The following is a 23,627-nucleotide window of genomic DNA, read 5'->3' on the forward strand; positions in this document are numbered from 1 at the left end:
TGTTACGTTTGCAAACATAGCGAACATATTTCAAAATGTAAATAATCTTAAAAGAGATAAATGGAGGAGTTTAACAATGAAAATAGGAATTATTGGCGCTTCAGGTAAAGTAGGACAACTTGTGTTAAAAGAAGCTTTAGATAGAGGGCATCAAGTAACTGCCATCGTGAGAAATGCATCAAAAATAACAAATACGGAAGTAGAAGTTATCGAGAAAGACATTCATGATTTAACAACTAAAGACATAGCATCATTTGAAGTTGTTGTTAATGCGTTTGGTGCACCATTAGGAGATTCAGAAGGACATATCAATGCAGGCCGTCATTTAATTGATATTTTAAAAGGAACAGATACAAGAGCAATTATTGTTGGTGGTGCCGGAAGTCTATATGTTGATGATGCACATACAGTTCAATTAATCGACACACCAGAATTTCCTGATATTGTTAAACCATCAGCAAGTGGTCAAGGACAGAACCTTAAAGAATTACGCAACTCAGAAGGTATAACATGGACATTCCTAAGCCCTGCTGCAGAATTTGATCCAGAGGGTGTTAGAACAGGTCATTACCAATCTGGTAAAGATCAATTAATTGTTAATTCTGAAGGAAATAGCTATATCAGTTATGCGGATTATGCCGTTGCATTAGTAGACGAAATTGAAAATCCTCAACACATTAATGAACGCTTTACTGTTGTTGGAGAAGCAAAATAATAGAATTAAAAAGGCTGAGATACTCATTCCTCATGAATATCTCAGCCGTATTTTTATTATTTTTTAGGATATAAACCTAAATAAGATTCTAAACTTTGGCCTGAATCTTTGACTTCTTTGGCTTTCTCTTTACCTAAATAGCGTAAATGCCATGGCTCATATTGATAGCCAGTTTCATTTTCTTTGCCTTTACCGTATCTAATAATAAAACCATATTCATCTGCATGGCGTTTAATCCATTGACCTTCTTTGGTTTTACCAAAACTGCGGTATAGGTTTTTATCAGACCCTTGTGCACCCACATCGAATGATAAACCAGTTTGATGTTCTGAATGACCTGGTTTAGAGCTATATTTATTAGCTGCTTTTTCACCGTCTCTAGCTTTATAATTATTGAATAATTGAATTTGAGTTTGATAGCTTCTGAAGCCACTAATTTTGTATAGATTGATATGATCTTTTTTCGCATCAGCAATCATTTTATTTAGTGCTTTCACTGCTTTAGGATTTTCCCCAGGATTATAGTCTTTTGGTAATTTAATTTGCTTATTCACAATTAAAATACCGTCAATATAAGTTTTACCATCTTTTTTAACTTTCTTGTGAGATTGATTCTGCTTATTACCATCTTGTTTGCTCGCTTCATTTTTACCTTCAGAATGATGATATGAACATGCTGATAGTACTAGTAATCCCATCAATAGCACAGTCCACAACTTTTTCATATCACACAAAACTCCTTTTATATTGTTAACGTGATTTGCCAAATACACAACTAATTGTACACGAAATAAGTTTAACATATTTTATTAGTATAATAATGGTATATAAGAAATGAATTCATTTGATTTTTATGTAAGTATTTTAATTTTGAATTTATGATATTTATAAATCTGTTATGTAACAGTGAATAAAAATGTAATTCTGTATTAATTTAAGATACAGGTTCGCTAATCAGCCATATTTTAGTTGAAAATTAGTCATAAATAATGTGAAAATAATCACAATAAACATGCTACACTACATGTGAAAACGTTAACAAAACGAAATGGAGGCGAACAGTATGTTAGAAACAAATCATCATACTAGTGCTTGGCAAGGTTTTAAAAATGGTCGTTGGAATAGACATGTAGACGTGAGAGAATTTATTCAACTAAATTATTCATTATATGAAGGTGACGATGCCTTTTTAGAAGGTCCAACTGAAGCAACATCAAAATTATGGGACCAAGTGATGCAATTATCTAAAGAAGAACGTGAACGCGGTGGCATGTGGGATATGGATACGAAAGTAGCATCCACAATCACATCACATGACGCTGGATATTTAGACAAAGATTTAGAAACAGTTGTCGGTGTGCAAACAGAGAAACCATTTAAACGTTCAATGCAACCGTTCGGTGGTATTCGTATGGCTAAAGCAGCATGTGAAGCATACGGTTATGAATTAGATCCAGAAACAGAAAAAATCTTTACAGACTATCGTAAAACGCATAACCAAGGAGTATTCGATGCATATTCCAGAGAAATGTTAAATTGTCGAAAAGCTGGAATAATTACAGGATTACCAGATGCATATGGCCGTGGACGTATCATCGGTGACTATCGTCGTGTGGCATTATATGGTGTTGACTTCTTAATGGAAGAAAAACTTAAAGACTTTAATACAATGTCTACTGAAATGTCAGAAGATGTGATTAGATTAAGAGAAGAATTATCCGAACAATATCGTGCCTTAAATGAATTAAAAGAACTAGGACAAATGTACGGATTTGATTTAAGTCGACCAGCGACTAACTTTAAAGAAGCGGTGCAATGGTTATACCTAGCATATCTTGCAGCAATCAAAGAACAAAATGGTGCTGCTATGAGTTTAGGACGTACATCAACATTCTTAGATATTTATGCTGAACGTGATTTGAAAAACGGTGACATTACAGAAAGTGAAGTACAAGAAATTATCGACCACTTCATTATGAAATTACGTATCGTTAAATTTGCACGTACACCAGACTATAACGAATTATTCTCTGGGGATCCAACTTGGGTAACTGAATCTATCGGTGGTGTAGGTATTGATGGTAGACCATTAGTTACGAAAAACTCATTTCGTTTCTTACATTCATTAGATAACCTAGGTCCAGCACCTGAACCAAACTTAACTGTGCTTTGGTCAGTAAGATTGCCTGAAAACTTCAAAATTTATTGTGCAAAAATGAGTATTAAAACAAGCTCAATTCAATATGAAAATGACGATTTAATGCGTGAAAGCTATGGTGATGACTATGGTATCGCATGTTGTGTATCAGCAATGAAAATCGGTAAGCAAATGCAATTCTTCGGTGCTCGTGCTAACTTAGCTAAAACATTATTATATGCCATCAATGGTGGTAAAGATGAAAAATCTGGCAAACAAGTAGGTCCAAGTTATGAAGGTATCCATTCAGACGTATTAGATTATGATGAAGTATTTGAGAAATTTGAAAAAATGATGGACTGGCTTGCAGGTGTATACATTAATTCATTAAATATCATTCATTATATGCACGATAAATATAGTTATGAACGTATTGAAATGGCGTTACATGATACAAATATTATTCGTACGATGGCAACAGGTATTGCTGGATTATCAGTAGCAGCTGACTCTTTATCAGCAATCAAATATGCACAAGTAAAACCTATCCATAATGAAGAAGGTCTAGTTACAGACTTCGAAATCGAAGGCGACTTCCCTAAATATGGTAATAACGATAGCCGTGTGGATGATATCGCAGTCGATTTAGTTGAACGCTTCATGACAAAATTACGTAGTCATAAAACATACCGTGACTCAGAACATACAATGAGTGTATTAACAATTACATCAAACGTTGTTTACGGTAAGAAAACAGGTAACACACCAGACGGTCGTAAAGCAGGCGAACCATTTGCACCAGGTGCAAACCCAATGCACGGTAGAGACCAAAAAGGTGCATTATCTTCATTAAGTTCTGTTGCTAAAATTCCTTATGACTGCTGTAAAGACGGTATTTCAAATACATTTAGTATCGTACCAAAATCATTAGGTAAAGAAGAAGACGCTCAGAATAAAAACTTAACAAGTATGTTAGACGGCTATGCAATGCAACATGGTCATCACTTAAATATCAATGTATTTAACAGAGAAACATTATTAGATGCAATGGAACATCCAGAAGAGTATCCACAATTAACAATCCGTGTATCTGGTTATGCAGTTAACTTTATTAAATTAACACGCGAACAACAATTGGATGTCATTTCACGTACATTCCACGAACAAATGTAGAAAAATAAGGTGGGAGCAAAATGCTTAAAGGACACTTACACTCCGTCGAAAGTATGGGCACAGTCGATGGACCAGGTATTAGATATATATTATTTATACAAGGTTGCTTATTAAGATGTTTATATTGTCATAATCCAGACACTTGGAAAATCAATGAACCATCTAGAGAAGTTACTGTAGATGAAATGGTTAATGAAATATTACCGTATCAACCTTACTTTGATGCATCTGGTGGCGGCGTGACCATAAGCGGTGGCGAGCCATTACTACAAATGCCATTTCTAGAAGCGTTATTCAAAGAACTACAAGCAAATGGTGTGCATACATGTCTTGATACCTCTGCAGGATGCGTCAATGATACACCTGCGTTTAATCGACACTTTGATGAACTACAGAAACATACAGATCTTATATTATTAGACATAAAGCATATTAATAATGAGAAACATATTAAATTAACAGGCAAACCCAATACACATATACTCAAATTTGCCCGTAAATTGTCAGATATGAAACAACCTGTATGGATTCGTCACGTCCTAGTGCCAGGTATCTCAGATGATAAAGAAGACCTCATCCAACTTGGAGAATTTATTAATTCTCTAGATAATGTTGAAAAATTTGAAATCTTACCCTATCATCAACTCGGCGTGCATAAGTGGAAAAATTTAGGCATCCCATATCAATTAGAAAATGTTGAACCACCCGACGATGAAGCGGTCAAAAAAGCCTACCGTTACGTCAATTTTAAAGGGAAGATCCCAGTTACATTATAAAAAGAAATAAACCCATAACACTAAACACCCTTCACAAACACATCAGTTCCTTATTGGAATTGATGTGTTTTTAATTATTCAAATATCTTTTAAAAAAGAATGATATGTGAAGTTATTAAATAAAATATTCTGAATTGTATTGAAATTAATAAGAATTTTATTTACATTTATATTAATAAATATATTTTTGAAAGGAGTCATTTTGATGAAAAGAATTTTCGTATTAAGTTTATCAGCATTCCTAGTTTTGGCAGGTTGTAATTCAGCTGAAAAATCGAACGCAACAGATAAGAAAGAAGAAAACAAGCAAGCGTCTAAAACAAATAATAGTAACAAAGAAAAACAAGATAATAAAAATGAAAACAAAAGTACGTCAGTGACTCAATTATCAGAAAAGAAAAAATTAGCATTAGCATTTTATGCTAACGAAGCAGATCAATATATGTTAACTAAAAATGAAATCCTAACAGGCATTTATGAGTATAAAAAGGGATCTGAAGTTGAGAAAAAGCAAATGGAAGATCTAATGCTAGAGAAAGTGGATTCTATAAAAAATGCACCCGAAGGCATGAAGTTTTATCAAGTATATCCAACGAAAGGTCAGTTTGCTTCTGTTATTGGTGTAAATAAAAATAAAATATTTATAGGTAGTACACAAGGTGCATTAAATGATTATGCTTCTTTATCTAATGATGGTAAGGAACTAGATATTAATCAGTTATATAAAGCGAATAAAGATAATAGATCTTTACCAGAAATGGAAAAGAAAATACAAATCGTTGATAGTGGTGCAGCACAAAATGCAGATGATCCAGATAAAAACGCTGCTAATACGATGGCACATATGAGAAGCCAAATTTATAATGAAATCAGTGAATTTGATGGCGAATTAGATAATAAAACCTACCTTTGGGATAACATCCGTCTCGACAACGATGGTAATTGGACAGTGAATTATCGTAATCATGATGGGGAAATCATGGGTACATATAAGAGTGAGAAAGATAAAATAATTAAACTCGATCAAAATGGTAATAAAGTTAAAGAAAAGCAAATGAGTAATCAATCAGAAGAATAATGAATCGATGAAGCGTTTAGTGACATATCAAGGTTACTAAACGCTTTTTAAATTTCTAAACAAATAATTGTTAATTTTCTGAAAATAGGGTATCGGTATAAAAATATTAACTTCAATGATTTAAAAAGGGGATTAATTATATGAAAAAAGAAAAATCGAAGAAGTTCAAATTTAAAACACCTCATACGTATGCTTTATTATTAATGGTTATTATATTTGCTTGGATAATGACTTATGTGATACCAGCGGGGGAATATGCTCGAGAAAAGAAAAGTGGTCAAACAGTAGTTGTTTCAGGTTCTTACCATGAAGTTGCGAATCAGCATTTGTCATTTTTAGATATTTTTAGAGCAGTGCCAGAAGGTTTAGTAAGCGGCGGTGAAATTGTATTTTACGTATTTTTAGTAGGCGGCGCATTTGGGATAGTTCACCAAACAGGTGCATTTGAAAATGGTGTGAACAAAGCAATGCGTACATTAGGCAAAGCCAATTTTTTAATGATTCCACTGACGATGACGGCCTTTTCCATTTTAGGGTTTTCTATCGGATTATCAGAGGAGACGATTATTTTTGTACCTATAGGAGTGTTGATTGCTCGTACACTTGGTTATGATGCATTAACGGGGGCAGCGGTAGTCATATTAGGAGCCGGAAGCGGATTTATGGGTGGTATGCTAAATCCATTTACTGTCGGTGTTGCACAAAAAGTAGCTGAGTTACCACTGTTCTCTGGTTGGGGATTACGTACGATTATATACGTCTTTATACTCACTGCAGCTATTACTACAGTCATGCTTTACGGTCATAAAGTTAAAAAGAACAAGTCGAAGAGTATTGTTTATGAGTTGGAAAAGGAAGAAGGACAACTTAATACAGAAATTGAATATCAACATTTTAGTAAGAGGCAAGCTTTCAGTCTAGCATTGATTCTTGGTGCGATTTTATTTAATGTATTTGGTATTTTTAAATATGGTTGGACCTTTACACAAATGAGTGCCAACTTTCTATTGGCTGGTATCGTAGCTGGATTAGTCGCTGGACTTGAATTTAACGGAACATTTGATGCACTAGTTAAAGGGATGCAAGATATTCTCTATGGTGCGTTAGTCGTGGGTATTGCTAAAGGGATAGTCGTGTTATTAGAAAATGGTAAAATCATCGACACGATTGTACATGGTATGACAACACTATTATCTGACGTACCTTCTTCATTAGTCATCATGGTGATGTTTGTTTTACAATTTATATTGAATTTCTTTATTCCGTCAGGCTCAGGACAAGCTTTAACAACAATGCCACTCATGATACCTATTTCAGATTTACTACACATCAATCGACAAATTACAGTGCTAGCCTTCCAATATGGAGACGCCATTAGTAATATATTATTCCCGACATCAGCGACACTGATGGGTGCTTTAGCAGTTGCGCGCATTTCATATACACAATGGTTAAAATTTGCATGGAAACTCATTGTTGTATGGATCATTATCTGTGCTACAGCGATGTCTATCGCCTTGATGATAGGTTACTAGTAAGTTTATATAATTTATAAATGAAAAATATTTAAAACTGATTTTACATCTAAGGTGTAGAATCAGTTTTTTTTATAGAATAAGTCAATTTAAATTTCTACACAACACAGACTAGTACAATATTTATAAAAATTAATACTAAAAATAAGTGAAATGTTGTGATAATATAATATGGTGTAAATACTTAACTTTTTAATAAATTGAATAAATCTATGTAAGTAATACATATACTATATATATTGATTATTAATCTAATAAATGATTTATTCGAGGGATTGAACAGTTATTCGAGGGGAGCTATTTGAGTGAAAGTTAAAAAAGCAATTATTCCAGCAGCTGGTTTGGGTACAAGATTTTTACCAGCAACGAAAGCAATGCCAAAAGAAATGTTACCGATCTTAGATAAACCAACAATTCAATATATTGTTGAAGAAGCATCAAGAGCGGGTATCGAAGATATCATTATCGTTACAGGTAAACATAAACGTGCGATTGAAGATCATTTCGATAACCAAAAAGAATTAGAAATGGTATTACAAGAAAAAGGGAAAAATGACCTATTAGAAAAGGTTCAATACTCAACAGATTTAGCTAACATCTTCTATGTTCGTCAAAAAGAACAAAAAGGTTTAGGCCATGCCATTCATACAGCACGTCAATTCATTGGAAATGAACCATTTGCTGTATTATTAGGTGATGACATTGTGGAATCTGACACACCAGCAATTAAACAATTGATGGATGTTTACGATGAAACAGGTAAATCCGTAATTGGTGTTCAAGAAGTAGCTGAAGAAGACACACACCGTTACGGTATTATCGATCCATTAGAAAAATCGGGTTTACGTTATGAAGTTAAGAAATTCGTAGAAAAGCCAAAACAAGGTACAGCACCGTCTAATTTAGCGATTATGGGACGTTATGTACTAACACCTGAAATCTTTGATTATCTTGAAACACAAGAAGAAGGTGCAGGTAATGAAATTCAATTAACAGATGCAATTGAACGTATGAATGCCGAAAGCCAAGTATACGCATACGATTTCGAAGGTGATCGTTACGATGTTGGCGAAAAACTAGGCTTCGTTAAAACAACGATTGAATATGCATTAAAAGACGAAGGTATGAAAGATGATGTGAAAAAATATATTAGAGAATTGAATTTTTAATATTAGGAGAAAAAAATTGAAAAAAGTAGATATTAAAAAAAGATAGATAATTACAAAAAGAATAAAGGTAAATTTTGTTATATAGAGAATCGAAGAAAGAAAAAGATACAAAAAAACTATTTTGTATTAGAGTCCACTCATGGTGATTCGGTAGGGGGACATATTTTTTATCTTATTGATGAAATCCAAAAGCAAGTTGAAAAAAGTAAAATTTTTATCGTATCTAAACAACCAGATAAGCATAAAAAATTGCTTGAAGAAAAAGGAATTTCTAACATTCATATGGTGAAACATTTATCAGAAGAGTATTATGAATTGTTGGCCGTTTCTGAGTATTTAATCAATGATACAACATTTTATCCATTCTTCAGTAAAAGAGAAGGACAAAAATATTATATTATTTGGCATGGTACACCTTTAAAAAATATGGGGAAAGATATGGAAGTAGTCGTAGATGTTGCTAACGTTCAACGAAATTTCTATATGGCTGACAAAATTATTGTAAGTAATGAACATACTAAAGACGTTTTAGTGGATTCACATAATTTAAAAAATATCTATCCTGGTAAAGTAGTTGTCGGACCATCACCTAGAAATAGCGTATTTTATAATCAAGCATTAAGAGAAGTTATTAGAAAAAACTTAGGTCTAGAGAATAAAAAAGTGATAAGTTACATGCCGACATGGAGAGGAACAGTAGGTAAGGTAAAAAAATCAACAGAAGTCGAAAAAATGCTCAACTACTTAGATAAATTTTTAGATGACAATACTATACTATTTGTTAAACTGCATGATTTCGAAAAAAATAGTATAAAAAATACGTATAGAAATATTCGTTTTTTCCCAGAAAACTTTGAAACATATGAATTCTTAACTGCTACAGATGCTTTAATAACAGACTATTCATCAGTGATGTATGATTATTTGAATTTGGATAAACCCGTCATTTTATATACGTATGACTTAGATGAATATGCTAATACTAGAGGAATGTATGAAGATTTAACAGATTATCCATTTATCAATATAGATACCTTAGAAGAATTAGAAAAGGTTATTAATAAAATTGAACCAACCACTGATTACACTGAAATGAAAAATAGATTTACTAAATACGATAGTCAAGCAGGCGCATATAAAATAACTAAAAATATATTGAATGATTATACTGATGATTCAATTATGGAATATGATATACACAACGGGAAAGAAACTGTAGCCATTCTTAGCGGAGGATTTTGGAATAATGGTGTAACGACAGCACTTATTAATACTTTGGAAAATGTTGACACCTCTCAACGAAACTATATATGCTTTTTTGAAAAATCTAAGGTGAAACCAGAGCACTATTATAGATTGCTAAACCTTCCAGAAAATGTACTTTTTTATCCTACAACTGGGGAATTAAATGGTAATTTATATGATCGAATGCTAGTTAAAAAGTATTTATGGGATGAAAATTATTCTGCAAAAGCTAGGAAAAACCAGTTGAAACGCCTTTATAGAGAAGAATTCAAACGATTATTCGGAGATGTAAAAATAGATTGGATGATTCATTATACTGGTTTTGAACGAAAAGAAGCCGAGATGATGAGACATATAGATGCTAAAACAGCTATATGGGTGCATACTGATATGTTTGAAGAATATAAAGCTAAACGTAATTTTAGTAAAAAAATTGTATTTGGCGCATATAAAGATGTAGATAAGATTGTTTTGGTACATAATAATTTAAGAGAGAATCTAGTGAAAAATATCAAAGGCATTAGTCATAAAATGACAACTGTGAATAATTTCTTAGGAGAAAATAGAACTCGAAATCTTGGTAATGAAGATTTGTTTGAATCATTAGAGGGTGTTAAGGTCGATTATTCTTTTAATGACAATGCATATAAATCTAAGAACCAAATTCATCTAGAGAACTTTAAAGATGAAATTCAAACTCTATTAAATGAAATTAAAAATAAGAAGAATATAAACTATAAATTAGTTATAGATAAAATTATTGAAATCAGCTCAACATACAAGCTTAGTGACTATTTAACACATGTCGTTAATAAAGAGATTGAAATGATTAATGAGTCTATACACAGACTTCAAGGTATATTTAATGATAATGAAGATTTGGTATACGAACTAGCATTTGAAGAGTTTGTATCAGCTATACTTCCTACATTAAAAGATAAAGAAGACGAACTGCACTTTGATTTTCCTGAGTTAAACGATCGAATAGAACAATATAGAGATAGTGAAATCGATGAAAATGAAGATTTGAGTAATGATGCAATAAAACAACCTCGACAACAACTATCTCCAAAAGTTGAAAAATTAATTTTAGATAGTTATCAAACTTTAAAAAGAGAAAAAGATTTATCAGCTAAATATGATCATCTATTTGGTAAACAGTTCGAAAAAGTGTCTAACTATATGAATCACTCAGTTTTAGATAATGAAAATCAGTTATCTAAAAAACCAATATTTGATTTTTACAATCACTTTAGAATTTCTAAAGTGAAACTTTTAAATGCTATATATGATGAAAATATTAAGGTTTACATTAATATAGGACGATATGATTATCAAAAAGGACACGATAAATTAATTGAGGCATTCGAAGATTTATATGAAATTAATCAAAATATATTCTTAGTTTTAGTTTGTCCGCATGGTCCACTAAAAAGTAAAACAATTAATAGGGTTAGAAATTCATCGGCTAGGGAAAGCATCGTCATTTTAGGTGGAATGAATAATCCATACCCACTATTATCGAATTGTGATGCATTTGTATTATCATCAAATTACGAGGGATTAGGATTGGTTGTATACGAAGCATTAGCGCTAGAAACAGATGTAATCACTGTAGATCTTCCAGAAACAATACAATACTTAGAAGATGATCAAGCCATTATTGTAGATAACAATGCGAAAGGAATCTATAACGGCTTATATAAACATAGATATAATCAATATGAAATTAAACCGTTTAATTTCGAACCATTTAGACAATCGTCTATTAAGGAATTTGAAGAAGTCTTTAAATAATTCATATAGACGTACAGGCATTGCTAACCATCAATTAGGGAAGATAAATCTCCGATTATCTAGTTCTTGTTACATTAAATGTATCAATATATTTAATGTAAAGGAGATTGAAAATGAAATTAATTCGATGGTCAGGTCTCGTGTTAATTTGTACGTTAACTGTGATACCGATGAATGGTTCAGCACATGCAAATATGTCATCTGTAAATACTGATATCCATGATACTCAGTTTAAACAATCGGGAAATGTCGGTAATCACGCACAATTTTTACTAGATGAATCATTTCTAAAATCACTAGATAAAGGAACTGTTTCATTTAATGGTTACCAAGTTGTATCAAACGATGATGGAAAATCAACGTATAACAAGCATGTGTTTGATCAAGATATCACAGTTATCGATTCCCATTCAGCATCGAGTGTGAGATTTTCAGTAGCAAATCCAAGTGTGTCATTACAACAGATGAAGGACGTATATGATTCATCAAAGCTAAAACATATCCCACATACAAGTAATGATGCACAATATCCTGATGATGGTATTTATGTTTATCAAAGTGATGCTACAAGGTTACAATTTGTAGTTAAAGAAGGCTATGTATCAACTGTAACAGTCGGTCAAGTGAATGCAGAAGGATAAGGTAAGGGTAAGTCTGCGGTTTGTCTAAAGGTAGATTATTATATAAAAAAAGAACTCTAAATGAAGAAACATAAATATAAAATCCTCAACTTGTGGTATGAATAGTATTGAAAAGTGTGAATCAATCATCACTCTATATTCAATGGTGTTCATCCATTTAAGTTGAGGATATTTTTATATTACTCGGCGTCTTTCATGCCTTTTTGCATAGCGACATAAGCATAGTTACCAAAGTCTGCTTGTGCACTTTCAAACGGAGCGCCATTAACACTCACTACTTCATGATTTTTATCTTTATCATACTTAACAGGTGAGAAATTAAAATAAGCTAAATAGTTAGAATCGTCTTTTTCCTTTTCACCTTTAACTAAGATTGACACATTAGTAACTGGAAGTGCTTCATAATTCATTTGAGCTACACTATATGGTACAGGTTTTGATTGGTTAAGTTTTAATAATTGGTTTAAATTTTTAACTTTAGTGAAATCTTTATTTTCTACAGCATCACTGAAACTTACATGATATAGACCTGGTTCAACAGAAGCATAAATAAGTTTACCGTCTTTATACTTAGTCATGATTTCAGTATAATATTCTGGGTAATTAGTGTTGCCGACTTTTTTACCAGAGCCAGTGACATACCAATAATTAACTTGCTTAATACCATCTTCGCCTGCATCCATTTTTTGACGTTTTACATCTTTTTTATCTTTGAAAAATGCATCAACATCGTCTAATGAAGAACCCTTAGATTCTTTAGTATATTTATAATCAGCAAGCTTTACTTTATCCATTAATTTCTTATAATCTTTCCAACCTTGCATTCCTTTTTGATTAGTAAAAGTTTTATCTGTCATTATTGGATCTAATTTATTAAGCATAGAGATTGGTTTTTGTTTATTATACTTTTTCTTAGCTTCTTCATACGCTTCACTATTGTCATCGTATTCTTTAAAACGTTCACTTTTACTTTTAGCTTTAGATTCTGATTTTTTCTCATCATTTTTATGTGAATCTTTATCATTATTACTATTGCTACAACCTGCTAAACATAATACTAAGGCTAAAATAAATACACTAATTAATTTTTTCATAATAAATTCTCCTTTAACTATGTTTTAAGTTAATGCATTATTATATTTTTCATAAGCCATCCCTTTGTCTTCAAGAACATGACGATAAAAAGGATTTTGACCGATAATTTTAATGTGATCAGCTAATACTTCAACCTCATCTAAATGATGTGTGGTCATAATAATTAAACATTGAGATTTTAATTGTTCTAATAAATGATGGATATCATATCTAGATTCGAGATCGATACCGACAGTTGGTTCGTCTAGAATTAAAATCTTAGGTTGGCTAAGTAGTCCGATTAATATATTGATTTTTCTTTTATTACCACCAGATAGCTTCGAAACTTTAGCTTTAGTGTCATCAAAATTGAGTTGTTTTAAATAACTTTGAATCGTATCTTCTGAAATAGGGTGCTCACAAAGTGATTTAAAAAAGTTAATATTTTCAATAACTGTCATATGTTCAAATAATGCGATGTCTTGTGGTACATAACCCACTAATTGTCTGATTTGACGTTTAGTTAATGCCATTCCAAAATATTGAATGCTACCTGCATCGACCTTTTCAATACCAGCAATTAAGCGTAATAACGTAGACTTACCTGCACCATTTTCACCTAATAGAATCGTGATGAGATTGTTCTGAAATGACATATTTAGTGAATCGAAAATGTGCTTCTTCTTATAATGTTTCGCTACGTTTTGAACGTCTATCATATTTATCACACTCCTTCATAATTGAATCCATATATAAACCACACTTAATATGATGGCATACACAATCGCCATAAATAGACGATGACTTAAGACATTTACTTTAAATAGAAGTAATGCCATACCGAACTCGTAAACTACTAATATAATGATTGATTTCAAGTAAAACCATATACTCAAAGGTTGGTGCATGCCTATACTAATGAGTAATAATACAGCTAATAAAATCAGAACGTGCGTGATGATATAGGTACTGTAGAGTTTGTGCTGACTATTGTTAGTCAGGAATAGTCGATGAAGTGGTGCATCTTGCTTAAGACGTTGATGTAATAGAATTTGAATCACACTGACCCATATCACAACGGCAAATACAATGCCGATAGAGATAGATTGATTGGCATTATGATTGATTGCATGCGTAGTCATTTGTGATTTGGGCGTGTCTTTGTTGTATTGCTTTTGAATGTCTGACATTGTTTTAGATTGTTTTATATCACTTAAATGTTCATATATAATATTTGGAATTTGCTGTTCATATAAGGAACGACTTATGATTTCAATGGCGATACTACCTATGAAATCATCACGTCCATATAACGGCAAGGCAGCTTTTAAATTGTTGTCTTTAAGTTTGCGATCAAAGTCTTTAGGAATTTGTAGGCTTGCCATGACTTCCTTTTTCTTTACTAAATCATCGATATAAAAGTCGTCTTCAGATAATTGACGCACATCAACATATTTACTTTGATTAATTTGATGTATGAGTTGCTTAGATGATTGGGTATGACTCATATCTTGTACTGCTATTGGAATTTTAAACGTTTGGTTTGCAGATTTTTGACCTAACCATAAGGCAGTTAATGTTAAGACAATCGTCAATATCAAGATCAAATAAGCTAGCCATTGTTTTTTAATCACAAGTTGAATATAAGGTTTCATCGGCGATACCTCCAAACAAGTACAAGTATTAACATCACAATCAATACAACCAAACTAGAATAAAAAGCAGGGTGTGTATCTAAAATGTAATTATTTAATGTAATTTCTAGCATCTGATTAGTGACTAAACTAAATGGTTGACTGACTATCATATTATTAAATATATGTTGGAAGAAAATGGTTGGGACAGTGATACCAGAAAATCCAATAATTATGATGCTTAAACCGACTTTTAATAGTAGATTCAACCATGATTTAGCTAATAAATCGATTATGATTAAGCATAAGATCATCATTGTTACAAAGTATAGTAATTCAATAGTTACTGTAGGCCAATTGTAATTTCTAAAGGGACTATCTAGTGTATGATGAATCCAAATAAATCCTATAGCTGACCATAGTAACGTGTAAAACCAAGCGATAAACCCACGGACAAGTGTGAGTTTCTCATAGGAAAAGTGAAACATTTGTAATCGCTCTTTTAATGCAGATTCTTGGTTCATTTTAAGTACAGTATAGAGTGAGAGACATAGGATATATATTGAAAGTAAATAACCAGTCACCACATAATAACTACCAGTATCATAGATATTGATAGGTTCATAATCGAAGGCACCAGTACGATTGAGACCTGTAAATAGCATGTCAGTCATCGTCATTAATGTCTCATTGTCAGAAGGCTTATCCGCAAGATGAGTGAAACTTAGAATGCCTCCCATTGACAACATTAAGCGGTCATACACAGAATGAGTGAGTTGGTTAATGACTACACTTTTAGTGGACTGTTTGTCATATGTATAAACTGAAATAGGAAGACTGCCGTTTTTATAAAAAGCCTTAGTCATACCTTTATCAAAGACAAAATAGCCTTGTAATTTCTGTTGTTGTAATAATTGATGTGCTTGATGTTCGTCATGCTTTTTGAGAGAGACATTTTTACCTAAGTGACTCCCTTTACCGACAGACCCTAAAATAAGTTGAGTTTCTTTGGAATGATCTTTGTCGACGATGCCTATCTTGAAAGATGACTGATCTTGGTTAAGTTGTTGTAGAATTGTTAGTGTCGTGATTAAAGCCATAATCATCAGTAATAAATATAAAAATAAATACCACTTCTTCAATAAAAAAGAGTGGTAGATGTGAAACAATTTTAATGCTTTCATATACCCACTCCTATTAAATGATATGAAAAATGGGGTGGAAATTATGTCCCACCCCGTATGGTTGTATTGGCTACGATATCCTATATTGAAATGGATAGGGGTATGAGCCAATCAATAGTTTGAAAATGCATTTGATATATCATTCTCTAGCTACTTAATCTTCTAATTTTTTAGTTATTTTTTTGAAATTATCTTTATAACTTTTATTGATTTCTTTGGCTAGTTTTTCTTTGTCTTTTTCAGATAAATCATTAAAATCTTTAGCACCTTTTGTATCAAAGTCAATTTTTTTCTTTTAATTTGGTATCTGCATTTAAAATGATGTTAATAGGTTCATTTTCTATTTTAAACTCTACATTAAGCTTCTGTTTTTGTTGATTATTCTTTGTATCAGTATCTAAATTATTTTCATAGTCAATATCATAGTTATCTGTACCATCATCTATAGTTACAGTACCAGCATCTTTACGTTTTGAATCACTTTGGGTCTCTTTATTGTCGATATCAAGTGTATAGCGATCATAGTCAATACTGCTTGTTAATGTGTATTTATCTTTGTAAGTATCATCTTTTTTCTTAGATGTACCTTTAATTTCAAAAGTATTATCATTACCAGACACTTTGTAATCCACTTTTAAATCATCATCAATTTTATTTGTACCTTTGATAGTGATTTTTTTGTCATCTGAATCAGTAATAGTAATATCTCGTTTTAATATTTGGTGCTTTTCTTGATAAATTTTAGATTCGATTTTAGGGAAATCTTTATCTTGAGCATCCTGTGCATCTTTGAGTGCATCTTTTATTGATTTGTTATACTCTTTTTCATTCATGTTTGAAAGTCGTAAAAGTTCTTTGTCATTCTTTGCTTTTTTTAATGCGGCTACTGTTATTTTCTTAGCTTTTTCTCTACTAATAGTTAAAGTAACAGGTTTGATTTTCTTAGTTTCCCCATCAATTTTCACTTTTTCTTTATCGCCTTTTTTAAAGTCATCATCATCTAGCTTATCCGCGATTAAATCTGTATAGCGTTTAGTTATTTTGTCAACATCATCTTGTCGAGTTTGCAATACACCCAGTTGATTATTCAGGTTGAAATTAACATTTGAATAGCCTTTATCTTTAAGTTCGGATGCATCAACATCTTGTAATTCAGCTAATCCATCAATGATTTCGGAGTTTTTGATACTATAAGTATCTTTGAAGAACGGTGATTGATAATATTGATTTTTATCATCAGCACTAGTTTGGAATTTACCGATTTCTTCATCAACGATTGTAGGTGACAAACTGACAGTACTTTTCTTACTTTTAGGATCATGACCAACGGTACCTTTAAGTTTTGTACCATCTACTACAGATTTAGGTAATCCAAGATCTTCGATAAAATCTTTAGAGGCATCTGCAGTAACCTCGAATTTAGATAAGAATGAATTATCGTTATATTTTTCTTGGAATTTCATTTCATTTTCGAAACGATCATTTACATATGAATTTAAGTTCTTAGCTGTTTTCTTTTCACTTAATAAATATGTATTCTTGGGTGTATTAGTAATAAAAGCATATACGCCCCAAGCTATTCCCAGTACAAGTAATAATCCGACCACGATAGGTAAGATGATTTTAAGTTTCTTCGACATATCGTATCCTCCCAAAATTTGCTGTTATCCCCAATTAGAATTGATTTATTTAACAAAAGTGGCCAAATAATTGCGAACAATCTATCCAGCCACTTTACTTGTATTATTTTAACTTGATTTCCTTTTTAGCAAGATTATCGTTGCTATAATCGTTAGGATCTTTAACCTTTAGTGTTACAGGTGTTTTAGTATCTTTTAATTTGTAGAATTTAACTGCTTTAACTTTACCGCCTTTATTAATTTCGTCAGTATCGTTATCGCCGTATTTTTTATCTAATTCACTATCGTAAGCATCCCCAGATCTTAATTCTCTTTTAACATCTTTAGAATCTTGGTAAGCTTCAAAGCTTAGATCGAATGCTGATGATGCCGTTACATCTTCTTTATCAGTTTTCTTTTTAACACCATAAACAATAGCAATATTTGGTTTGTCATCTTCTGCATATTTACTTGCATCAACGATTTCAGTATCTAAAATTTCAATGTCAAAATCTTTACTCGTTAATTTATCATTTTCGAATTTAGAGTCAGATTTCTTTTTATCATCGTCAGAAGAATCAACTTTAACAGAATCAGTATTACCAGAATCTTTCTTGCTTTCAGATGATTTGTTTGATGAATCACTATCTGATGAATCCTTAGAAGAATCATCTTTGCTACCACAAGCGCCTAAGATTAAAACTGACGCAAATAGTAAAGCTAATAATTTTTTCATAGTCACAACCTCCAAAATTTTATAAAAGTAAAAGTATGTAATAAAACATTCAAGTTTTAATATTAAATGTATATTAAAATAATGAATATTTATGGTAAATAGTATAGCATTTATTAGATATAATAGTAATACTTTTATTTGAAAATATTTAGTTTAAAATATATAGATAAACAGTATATTTACATGGATTATGATTAATTAAATTTTTGTATAGTTGTAATACCAAATTGTTTTAAAAGCACAATTATCTAATAGAGTTAAATTGAATTTTGTCTAATAATATTAAGAGTTAGTAAAAAAATAAAAAGTAATGCAGAGGAGAAGCAATGGAAAATATAAAGAAAATCAATAAGCTATTTTTATCTTTTGAAATTATTCCGTTTATAATGACAGTGTTTGCACCGATGTTAGCAGAATTAATGAATAATCGCTTGCAGTACGGTTGGGATTTTAGTGATAAAGTTGCTTTATATTCTTATATTTCAATTATGAGTGTATATGTTATTACCATATTGTTAGAAATTATTTTTTATTTTAAAATACTGAAAAATTATCAATATGATCAAACAAATGTTGAATTAGCTAATAGAGTTAAAGTCACAAAGGTATTGTCAATTCTATATATGATTCCAGGTTTATATGCGATTCCATTTTATTTTAGATTTTTACATGTTCGCTCATTTAGAGAAAATAAAAAGTCGGGACAACCTGCTTATCATTTTTGGGAATACTTTATAAAACCTGATAGAAAACCATTTGAGTTGAAAGACATTTTTACCAAAAACCGTTGATTAAGGAGTTAATAATGGAAAAACTAATTTTAGGTGTTTTAGTTATATTGATAAGTATATTGAATAGTGGTTGTAGTGATAATCAAGAGGAAAACAAATATCAAAGTAAAATAAATAAAATTATGGAAATTCAGCAAGAAACACATAAAGAAATGGTAAAAAAAGATGATGAATTCATACCAGAATTTGATAAAGATAAAGTAAACACATACGTATTTGATGAAGGTAAACTTATTATAATAAGTTATAAAGCATTCAAAAATAGTGGTAATCTATTTTTTATACCTTATGTATTTAAAGATGATAAAATATACTATAAAGAGCATTTCGACGCAGAAACATATGTTAAAGAACATAAAGCTGATTATAAAGATATCAAAGTAAACTGAATTATAGGAGAGAGAAAATGGAAAAATTAATTAAAGTGACGTCTTTAATTGGCGTTATCATTCAAAGCTTTTTAACATTATTGTTTTTATTATTTTTAATTTTATCAGCTACAGGCATTATACAACCGGATTTAACTACAACAGTTAATGGAAAGGAAACATTACAAAGTCCAGAAACAGCTCAAGCAACATTCGTTACGGTATTTGCCGTTTTATTTGTTATTTCTTTAGTTTCAGATTTATTAGGTATTTTCGCTATGAAAAAGTTATTTGTGAATAATAAAATGAGTGGTATTTTGCATATTATTGGAGCAGTGATCAGTGCTAATCTATTAACATTTATTGTTTGGTTAATCAGTGGTATTTCTATCTTAAGTTATAACAAAACGAGAAAAGAAGTGTCGTAGTATGAAATATACTTGGTGGATACTTTTAACAATTGCAGGTATTTTAAGTTTAATAAGTGATTATGGATTTATTCTATGTGTAGGCAGCTTTGGAATGGTAGCACTGAATGTTATGTGGTTATTTGTCTACACACCACATAAAAATTCAAAAGCACTTGAATCTGTTTCAAAACCAACAATATATTTGTCAATCATTGGAACATACGCTGTGATAACGTTGATGTCCATTCTATTTTACTTTGTAATGAAAACTGATTTTAATGATATAGGAACAAAATTATACGGTGAAACTTTTAATACGTTAGGATTACCATTATTTATCATTGGCATTATTTTATTTACTATTGGTACATGGTTTGTATATAAAATACAACAATCACGATTAAGACAATAAAACGAATAGAATGTAGTTTAGGACGGGGTGATGAGAATACTGTCCTATTGGTTTATATATATGTGTTAGAAAGCGACATATACACGAAATAAAGGGGATGAATTAATGGAAGAAAGTTTAAAAAAGTTACGTAAACCAAGTGTTCAAGTGATGAATGTACTTTCATTAGTAACGATATTAATGGCAGGTGTGCAGTACTTTTTTAGTCTAACTATCGAAAGTACACCAATTTATTTATTAATTACTACAGTAATAGAAATTATAATAATATTTTTGGGGTTCATCCAATTATTTGAAAAGAGTGAAAACATTAAATTAAAGACAGCCAAACGTTATCTTATAGTAGGGTGTTTAACTGCCTATTCTACTTTTTTATCTTTTTATAATGTATATTTTTTTATGGCAGAAGAAAATCATATTAAACTTACTAACTTTTGGGTTGTTGGTTTCCTGTTTTTCATAGTTTGTGCAAGTGCGCATATTTGTAGTCTCTTATTAATGAGTAGTACCCCTGTTTGGCTAAAAGGTGATAAATCAATTTGGATTTTAACTTTAAAGATTATAGCATCAACTATTTATATTCAAAAAATTGTAGAATATATATTAATCCCCGATGTTGCCGAATCACACTTTTTAATTATTTTTAATATGATGATGATGTTTGTTAGTAATCTTTTAGTCACTCAATATTTTTTACTCTTTGGTCGAATTTATACCGGCTTAGTAAAAAATAATTATAAAGGAGAATAGTTAATGAGACTTTCTATTCTTTCAAACTATTCAAAAGAAGAATTTCACCATATTATCATATCATAAATGAAATAGATGATTTGAATTGGGTTGATGTAAAGGTCAAAGTGATGGAGGTCTCTAACACATAATGGATATTATACTTGTGATTATCGTGTTTGGTTTATTTTATTTGGTGCATTTTACATCAGTAATGCATTCGGGCGGTCTTAAAGTATTGCCAATAATGACATATATTTTAGCTCTTATTTTATATTTAATACCTGTGATTTTTATAAAAGAAGAAAGTGCAAATCAGTTTGAAAACTTGATGCTCATATTAAATATAGGTGTGTTGTTGTATGGAATTATGGGTGTAAGGGGGTTGTGGTCTAGGCCTTTGAAAGTAAAGATTCAAGAGCTAACAAAGTCATCAGATAAAATGATTACACAACATAAATATGACAAAATTGAAAGTATGAAAATTAATTTAGAAATAGCTAAATATAAGGGCATAATATCATTATTGATCTCATTTATATTTATGATCACAATGTCAATCAAAGCATCATCACAGTATAAAGAAGATTTTACATTTGGAAACATTATCATAATATATATTTTTATCGTAATATTTGTGATTTACATTATTATAGATATCATTTTCAGAATGACAAAAGGACGATGGAGACTCATATCAATAAGACCATTATTAATGGCAATTTGGCTATTTATTTTCATAGTGATATTACTAATACAAAGATAGGTGGATAAATACAGTGAAAAAATTGTTATATATATTAATTGTAATGAGTTGTTGTCTAGTTGGATGTAGTCACAATTCTCAAGATGACTTACCGAAATCAGTGAAGAAGAATGTAGATGAACAAGTTAAATTAGCTAAACAGCAAGGTGACAAGTATACAATCAAAGAAGATTCTGTTAAATATGATAAAAAAAGCAAAACGTTGAAAATGGAAATCGACTGGAAACTAAACATTGATGTACCTGATAGAATTGGTGAAGGTTCTACATACAAATTTGCACATAATGATTTAATTCAAAAAGTGGAATATAAATATGATTATAAAGGAAAAGAACAAAAGCATTTAATGAAGAAAAATAAAGAAGATGAATTTAAATTTGTTAAATAGAAAAATGTAGCGTGAAATATAAAAAATATGATGAAGCCAAAGGTGTTAAATTACTACAAATTTCAATAATTGTAGCAGTTATTATTTTTGTTCTTAATTTATTACCTGTACTTGGATTAAGATGATTTTTTACTATAAACAATAATATATAAGAATGGAGTAGATGAGTTTAAAAGGATTCATCTACTCCATTTTTTGTTATGAAATTCCGAATATCTATATAGAATATTCAACGTAGTTTCACACCAAATCATCAAGTGACACACACACCAAAAGATAGTATGGTAAAGAGTGAAGGTAGTCGAATAAAAGATAGCGTAAACAAACCAAAAAATTCTCCAAATCCAACTAAATGGCAAAAAAGGGTGGGGAAATTAAGATAGATGAGAATGGAACTTGGATTTATACCAATAAGGATGGTATTAAAGTTGCGTATAAAAATGGATATCCAGATTTTAAAAGAGCAGGTCTTGTAGAGCAAGAAGTTGATATTAATAGTTTTAATGACTATTACACCGATTTTAAAAAAGCGGATGCATTTGCTGAACGAAAGAAAAGAATTGAAAATACTTGGCACCATCATGAAGATGGAAAAACAATGCAAGAAGTAAATAAAAAAATTCATCGAGAATTCACCCATAGAGGTGGAATGTCACTAAAAAGAAAAAATTAAAATATTAGAAGGTGAAGTTAATGAAATTTAAAAATTTTGGAGAAATATCTAAAGAAAACATTAAATGGTTAGAACAAAAATATAGCGTTACTTTACCGAACGATTACAAGCAATTTTTGTTGGAGAATAATGGTGCTTTTTTCGATATTGAAAACATGAACAAAATACAAATAGATGAATTAAATGATAATATATATACGGAAGTATTATATGGATTCGATACACCTTATGATGTTACGAACGTCGAATATTGGATGGATGAATATGAATCGGAATTAATTGAAGAATCAATTATAATAGGTAATGATTTGTCACAAGGATTTATAGTATTGATTTTATTAGAAGGATATGAAGGAATATATTTCTGGGATGATGGACATAATTTCGAATCATCCAATGACGAAGAAAACACTTATTTTATAGCTGAGTCATTTACAAAATTCATAGAGAAAATACAATATAAATAAAATATATTTTATGAAAATATAGTGGGAATCACAAATAACTTTGATACTGTGTATAAATAAGCGTAGAAGAACGTTTGTATTCAATAGATAATATTTAAAAAGTGAGAAAA

The 23,627-nt window shown here is 30.7% G+C and carries 23 protein-coding genes and 2 pseudogenes; 18 read left to right on the forward strand and 7 right to left on the reverse strand.

Annotation, left to right across the window (positions count from 1 at the left end; genetic code table 11):
* The first annotated feature begins 76 nt into the window (after positions 1-76).
* Positions 77-715 carry an NAD(P)-dependent oxidoreductase gene (locus tag ssp1_RS00710; RefSeq protein WP_075778210.1) on the forward strand — a complete coding sequence of 213 codons (639 nt, stop codon included), beginning with the start codon at positions 77-79 and terminating at the stop codon, positions 713-715.
* A 56-nt stretch (positions 716-771) separates the two neighbouring features.
* Here ssp1_RS00710 and ssp1_RS00715 read toward each other — a convergent pair whose 3' ends face one another.
* Positions 772-1,440: a M15 family metallopeptidase gene (locus tag ssp1_RS00715; protein ID WP_075778209.1), complete on the reverse strand. Its 669-nt coding sequence runs from the start codon at positions 1,438-1,440 to the stop codon at positions 772-774.
* A 338-nt stretch (positions 1,441-1,778) separates the two neighbouring features.
* Between ssp1_RS00715 and pflB the strand changes: the two genes are divergently transcribed.
* From pflB to isaB, 7 genes are all read left to right on the forward strand, one after another.
* Positions 1,779-4,025, forward strand: a complete 2,247-nt coding sequence (gene pflB, locus ssp1_RS00720; protein WP_075778208.1) for a formate C-acetyltransferase — start codon at positions 1,779-1,781, stop codon at positions 4,023-4,025.
* A gap of 20 nt (positions 4,026-4,045) precedes the next feature.
* Positions 4,046-4,801: a pyruvate formate-lyase-activating protein gene (pflA, locus tag ssp1_RS00725; RefSeq protein ID WP_118828067.1), complete on the forward strand. Its 756-nt coding sequence runs from the start codon at positions 4,046-4,048 to the stop codon at positions 4,799-4,801.
* Between the two features lie 205 nt (positions 4,802-5,006).
* Positions 5,007-5,879, forward strand: coding sequence for a hypothetical protein (locus ssp1_RS00730; protein ID WP_075778206.1), 873 nt, complete (start codon positions 5,007-5,009; stop codon positions 5,877-5,879).
* A 140-nt stretch (positions 5,880-6,019) separates the two neighbouring features.
* Positions 6,020-7,414, forward strand: a complete 1,395-nt coding sequence (locus ssp1_RS00735; RefSeq protein WP_107535896.1) for a YfcC family protein — start codon at positions 6,020-6,022, stop codon at positions 7,412-7,414.
* Positions 7,415-7,719: 305 nt separating this feature from the next.
* Complete coding sequence (gene galU, locus ssp1_RS00740) at positions 7,720-8,583, forward strand: UTP--glucose-1-phosphate uridylyltransferase GalU (protein WP_107535897.1); 864 nt, start codon at positions 7,720-7,722, stop codon at positions 8,581-8,583.
* 42 nt (positions 8,584-8,625) lie between these two features.
* On the forward strand, positions 8,626-11,625 hold the full coding sequence (locus ssp1_RS00745) for a CDP-glycerol glycerophosphotransferase family protein (protein WP_118828069.1): 3,000 nt from the start codon (positions 8,626-8,628) through the stop codon (positions 11,623-11,625).
* A 113-nt stretch (positions 11,626-11,738) separates the two neighbouring features.
* The gene (isaB, locus tag ssp1_RS00750; RefSeq protein WP_075778322.1) at positions 11,739-12,266 is read left to right on the forward strand and encodes an immunodominant staphylococcal antigen IsaB family protein; all 528 of its coding nucleotides are present in this window, start codon (positions 11,739-11,741) and stop codon (positions 12,264-12,266) included.
* Between the two features lie 179 nt (positions 12,267-12,445).
* Here the strand turns inward: isaB and ssp1_RS00755 are convergent, their stop codons facing one another.
* The 6 genes and pseudogenes from ssp1_RS00755 to ssp1_RS00780 all read right to left on the reverse strand — a co-directional run bounded on the left by ssp1_RS00755 (position 12,446) and on the right by ssp1_RS00780 (position 18,513).
* On the reverse strand, positions 12,446-13,360 hold the full coding sequence (locus ssp1_RS00755) for a hypothetical protein (protein ID WP_075778321.1): 915 nt from the start codon (positions 13,358-13,360) through the stop codon (positions 12,446-12,448).
* Between the two features lie 24 nt (positions 13,361-13,384).
* A complete protein-coding gene (locus ssp1_RS00760) occupies positions 13,385-14,059 on the reverse strand; it encodes an ABC transporter ATP-binding protein (protein WP_075778320.1) in 675 nt (224 codons plus the stop codon).
* 15 nt (positions 14,060-14,074) lie between these two features.
* Positions 14,075-14,995, reverse strand: coding sequence for an ABC transporter permease (locus ssp1_RS00765; protein ID WP_075778319.1), 921 nt, complete (start codon positions 14,993-14,995; stop codon positions 14,075-14,077).
* Positions 14,992-16,158: an ABC transporter permease gene (locus ssp1_RS00770; protein WP_075778318.1), complete on the reverse strand. Its 1,167-nt coding sequence runs from the start codon at positions 16,156-16,158 to the stop codon at positions 14,992-14,994. The genes ssp1_RS00765 and ssp1_RS00770 overlap by 4 nt, the downstream gene beginning before the upstream one ends.
* Before the next feature lie 154 nt (positions 16,159-16,312).
* Positions 16,313-17,798 (reverse strand): annotated as a pseudogene (locus ssp1_RS00775) (DUF6583 family protein).
* Positions 17,799-17,901: 103 nt separating this feature from the next.
* Entirely contained in the window at positions 17,902-18,513 is a 612-nt protein-coding gene (locus ssp1_RS00780; RefSeq protein WP_075778316.1) for a DUF5067 domain-containing protein, read from the reverse strand.
* A 326-nt stretch (positions 18,514-18,839) separates the two neighbouring features.
* On the opposite strand from ssp1_RS00780, the gene ssp1_RS00785 reads away from it, so the two are divergent.
* The 10 genes and pseudogenes from ssp1_RS00785 (at position 18,840) to ssp1_RS00830 (ending at position 23,517) form a co-directional block, all read left to right on the forward strand.
* On the forward strand, positions 18,840-19,304 hold the full coding sequence (locus tag ssp1_RS00785; protein ID WP_118828071.1) for a DUF5083 family protein: 465 nt from the start codon (positions 18,840-18,842) through the stop codon (positions 19,302-19,304).
* A 14-nt stretch (positions 19,305-19,318) separates the two neighbouring features.
* Positions 19,319-19,693 carry a cystatin-like fold lipoprotein gene (locus ssp1_RS00790; RefSeq protein WP_002451416.1) on the forward strand — a complete coding sequence of 125 codons (375 nt, stop codon included), beginning with the start codon at positions 19,319-19,321 and terminating at the stop codon, positions 19,691-19,693.
* A gap of 17 nt (positions 19,694-19,710) precedes the next feature.
* On the forward strand, positions 19,711-20,100 hold the full coding sequence (locus ssp1_RS00795) for a DUF4064 domain-containing protein (protein ID WP_075778315.1): 390 nt from the start codon (positions 19,711-19,713) through the stop codon (positions 20,098-20,100).
* Position 20,101: 1 nt separating this feature from the next.
* Complete coding sequence (locus ssp1_RS00800) at positions 20,102-20,494, forward strand: DUF5084 family protein (RefSeq protein ID WP_075778314.1); 393 nt, start codon at positions 20,102-20,104, stop codon at positions 20,492-20,494.
* A gap of 105 nt (positions 20,495-20,599) precedes the next feature.
* Complete coding sequence (locus tag ssp1_RS00805) at positions 20,600-21,244, forward strand: DUF5079 family protein (RefSeq protein ID WP_049425576.1); 645 nt, start codon at positions 20,600-20,602, stop codon at positions 21,242-21,244.
* 130 nt (positions 21,245-21,374) lie between these two features.
* Complete coding sequence (locus ssp1_RS00815; protein WP_118828073.1) at positions 21,375-21,989, forward strand: DUF5080 family protein; 615 nt, start codon at positions 21,375-21,377, stop codon at positions 21,987-21,989.
* A 13-nt stretch (positions 21,990-22,002) separates the two neighbouring features.
* The gene (locus ssp1_RS00820) at positions 22,003-22,377 is read left to right on the forward strand and encodes a hypothetical protein (RefSeq protein ID WP_107532628.1); all 375 of its coding nucleotides are present in this window, start codon (positions 22,003-22,005) and stop codon (positions 22,375-22,377) included.
* A 5-nt stretch (positions 22,378-22,382) separates the two neighbouring features.
* Positions 22,383-22,502, forward strand: a pseudogene (locus tag ssp1_RS11980) (hypothetical protein); the annotation flags it as partial.
* Between the two features lie 227 nt (positions 22,503-22,729).
* Entirely contained in the window at positions 22,730-23,050 is a 321-nt protein-coding gene (locus tag ssp1_RS00825; protein WP_228077282.1) for an HNH endonuclease, read from the forward strand.
* A 20-nt stretch (positions 23,051-23,070) separates the two neighbouring features.
* A complete protein-coding gene (locus tag ssp1_RS00830; protein ID WP_075778311.1) occupies positions 23,071-23,517 on the forward strand; it encodes an SMI1/KNR4 family protein in 447 nt (148 codons plus the stop codon).
* The last annotated feature ends 110 nt before the right edge of the window (positions 23,518-23,627 follow it).

This window comes from Staphylococcus sp. M0911 (assembly GCF_003491325.1).
GTDB classification, from domain to species: domain Bacteria; phylum Bacillota; class Bacilli; order Staphylococcales; family Staphylococcaceae; genus Staphylococcus; species Staphylococcus warneri_A.

Excerpts from the sequence above, each read along its gene's own strand:
- ssp1_RS00710 (WP_075778210.1), top strand. The coding sequence starts at position 77 with ATGAAAATAGGAATTATTGGCGCTTCAGGTAAAGTAGGACAACTTGTG.
- ssp1_RS00715 (WP_075778209.1), bottom strand. The coding sequence starts at position 1,440 with ATGAAAAAGTTGTGGACTGTGCTATTGATGGGATTACTAGTACTATCA.
- pflB (WP_075778208.1), top strand. The coding sequence starts at position 1,779 with ATGTTAGAAACAAATCATCATACTAGTGCTTGGCAAGGTTTTAAAAAT.
- pflA (WP_118828067.1), top strand. The coding sequence starts at position 4,046 with ATGCTTAAAGGACACTTACACTCCGTCGAAAGTATGGGCACAGTCGAT.
- ssp1_RS00730 (WP_075778206.1), top strand. The coding sequence starts at position 5,007 with ATGAAAAGAATTTTCGTATTAAGTTTATCAGCATTCCTAGTTTTGGCA.
- ssp1_RS00735 (WP_107535896.1), top strand. The coding sequence starts at position 6,020 with ATGAAAAAAGAAAAATCGAAGAAGTTCAAATTTAAAACACCTCATACG.
- isaB (WP_075778322.1), top strand. The coding sequence starts at position 11,739 with ATGAAATTAATTCGATGGTCAGGTCTCGTGTTAATTTGTACGTTAACT.
- ssp1_RS00755 (WP_075778321.1), bottom strand. The coding sequence starts at position 13,360 with ATGAAAAAATTAATTAGTGTATTTATTTTAGCCTTAGTATTATGTTTA.
- ssp1_RS00760 (WP_075778320.1), bottom strand. The coding sequence starts at position 14,059 with ATGATAGACGTTCAAAACGTAGCGAAACATTATAAGAAGAAGCACATT.
- ssp1_RS00765 (WP_075778319.1), bottom strand. The coding sequence starts at position 14,995 with ATGAAACCTTATATTCAACTTGTGATTAAAAAACAATGGCTAGCTTAT.
- ssp1_RS00770 (WP_075778318.1), bottom strand. The coding sequence starts at position 16,158 with ATGAAAGCATTAAAATTGTTTCACATCTACCACTCTTTTTTATTGAAG.
- ssp1_RS00780 (WP_075778316.1), bottom strand. The coding sequence starts at position 18,513 with ATGAAAAAATTATTAGCTTTACTATTTGCGTCAGTTTTAATCTTAGGC.
- ssp1_RS00785 (WP_118828071.1), top strand. The coding sequence starts at position 18,840 with ATGGAAAATATAAAGAAAATCAATAAGCTATTTTTATCTTTTGAAATT.
- ssp1_RS00790 (WP_002451416.1), top strand. The coding sequence starts at position 19,319 with ATGGAAAAACTAATTTTAGGTGTTTTAGTTATATTGATAAGTATATTG.
- ssp1_RS00795 (WP_075778315.1), top strand. The coding sequence starts at position 19,711 with ATGGAAAAATTAATTAAAGTGACGTCTTTAATTGGCGTTATCATTCAA.
- ssp1_RS00800 (WP_075778314.1), top strand. The coding sequence starts at position 20,102 with ATGAAATATACTTGGTGGATACTTTTAACAATTGCAGGTATTTTAAGT.
- ssp1_RS00805 (WP_049425576.1), top strand. The coding sequence starts at position 20,600 with ATGGAAGAAAGTTTAAAAAAGTTACGTAAACCAAGTGTTCAAGTGATG.
- ssp1_RS00815 (WP_118828073.1), top strand. The coding sequence starts at position 21,375 with ATGGATATTATACTTGTGATTATCGTGTTTGGTTTATTTTATTTGGTG.
- ssp1_RS00825 (WP_228077282.1), top strand. The coding sequence starts at position 22,730 with ATGGCAAAAAAGGGTGGGGAAATTAAGATAGATGAGAATGGAACTTGG.
- ssp1_RS00830 (WP_075778311.1), top strand. The coding sequence starts at position 23,071 with ATGAAATTTAAAAATTTTGGAGAAATATCTAAAGAAAACATTAAATGG.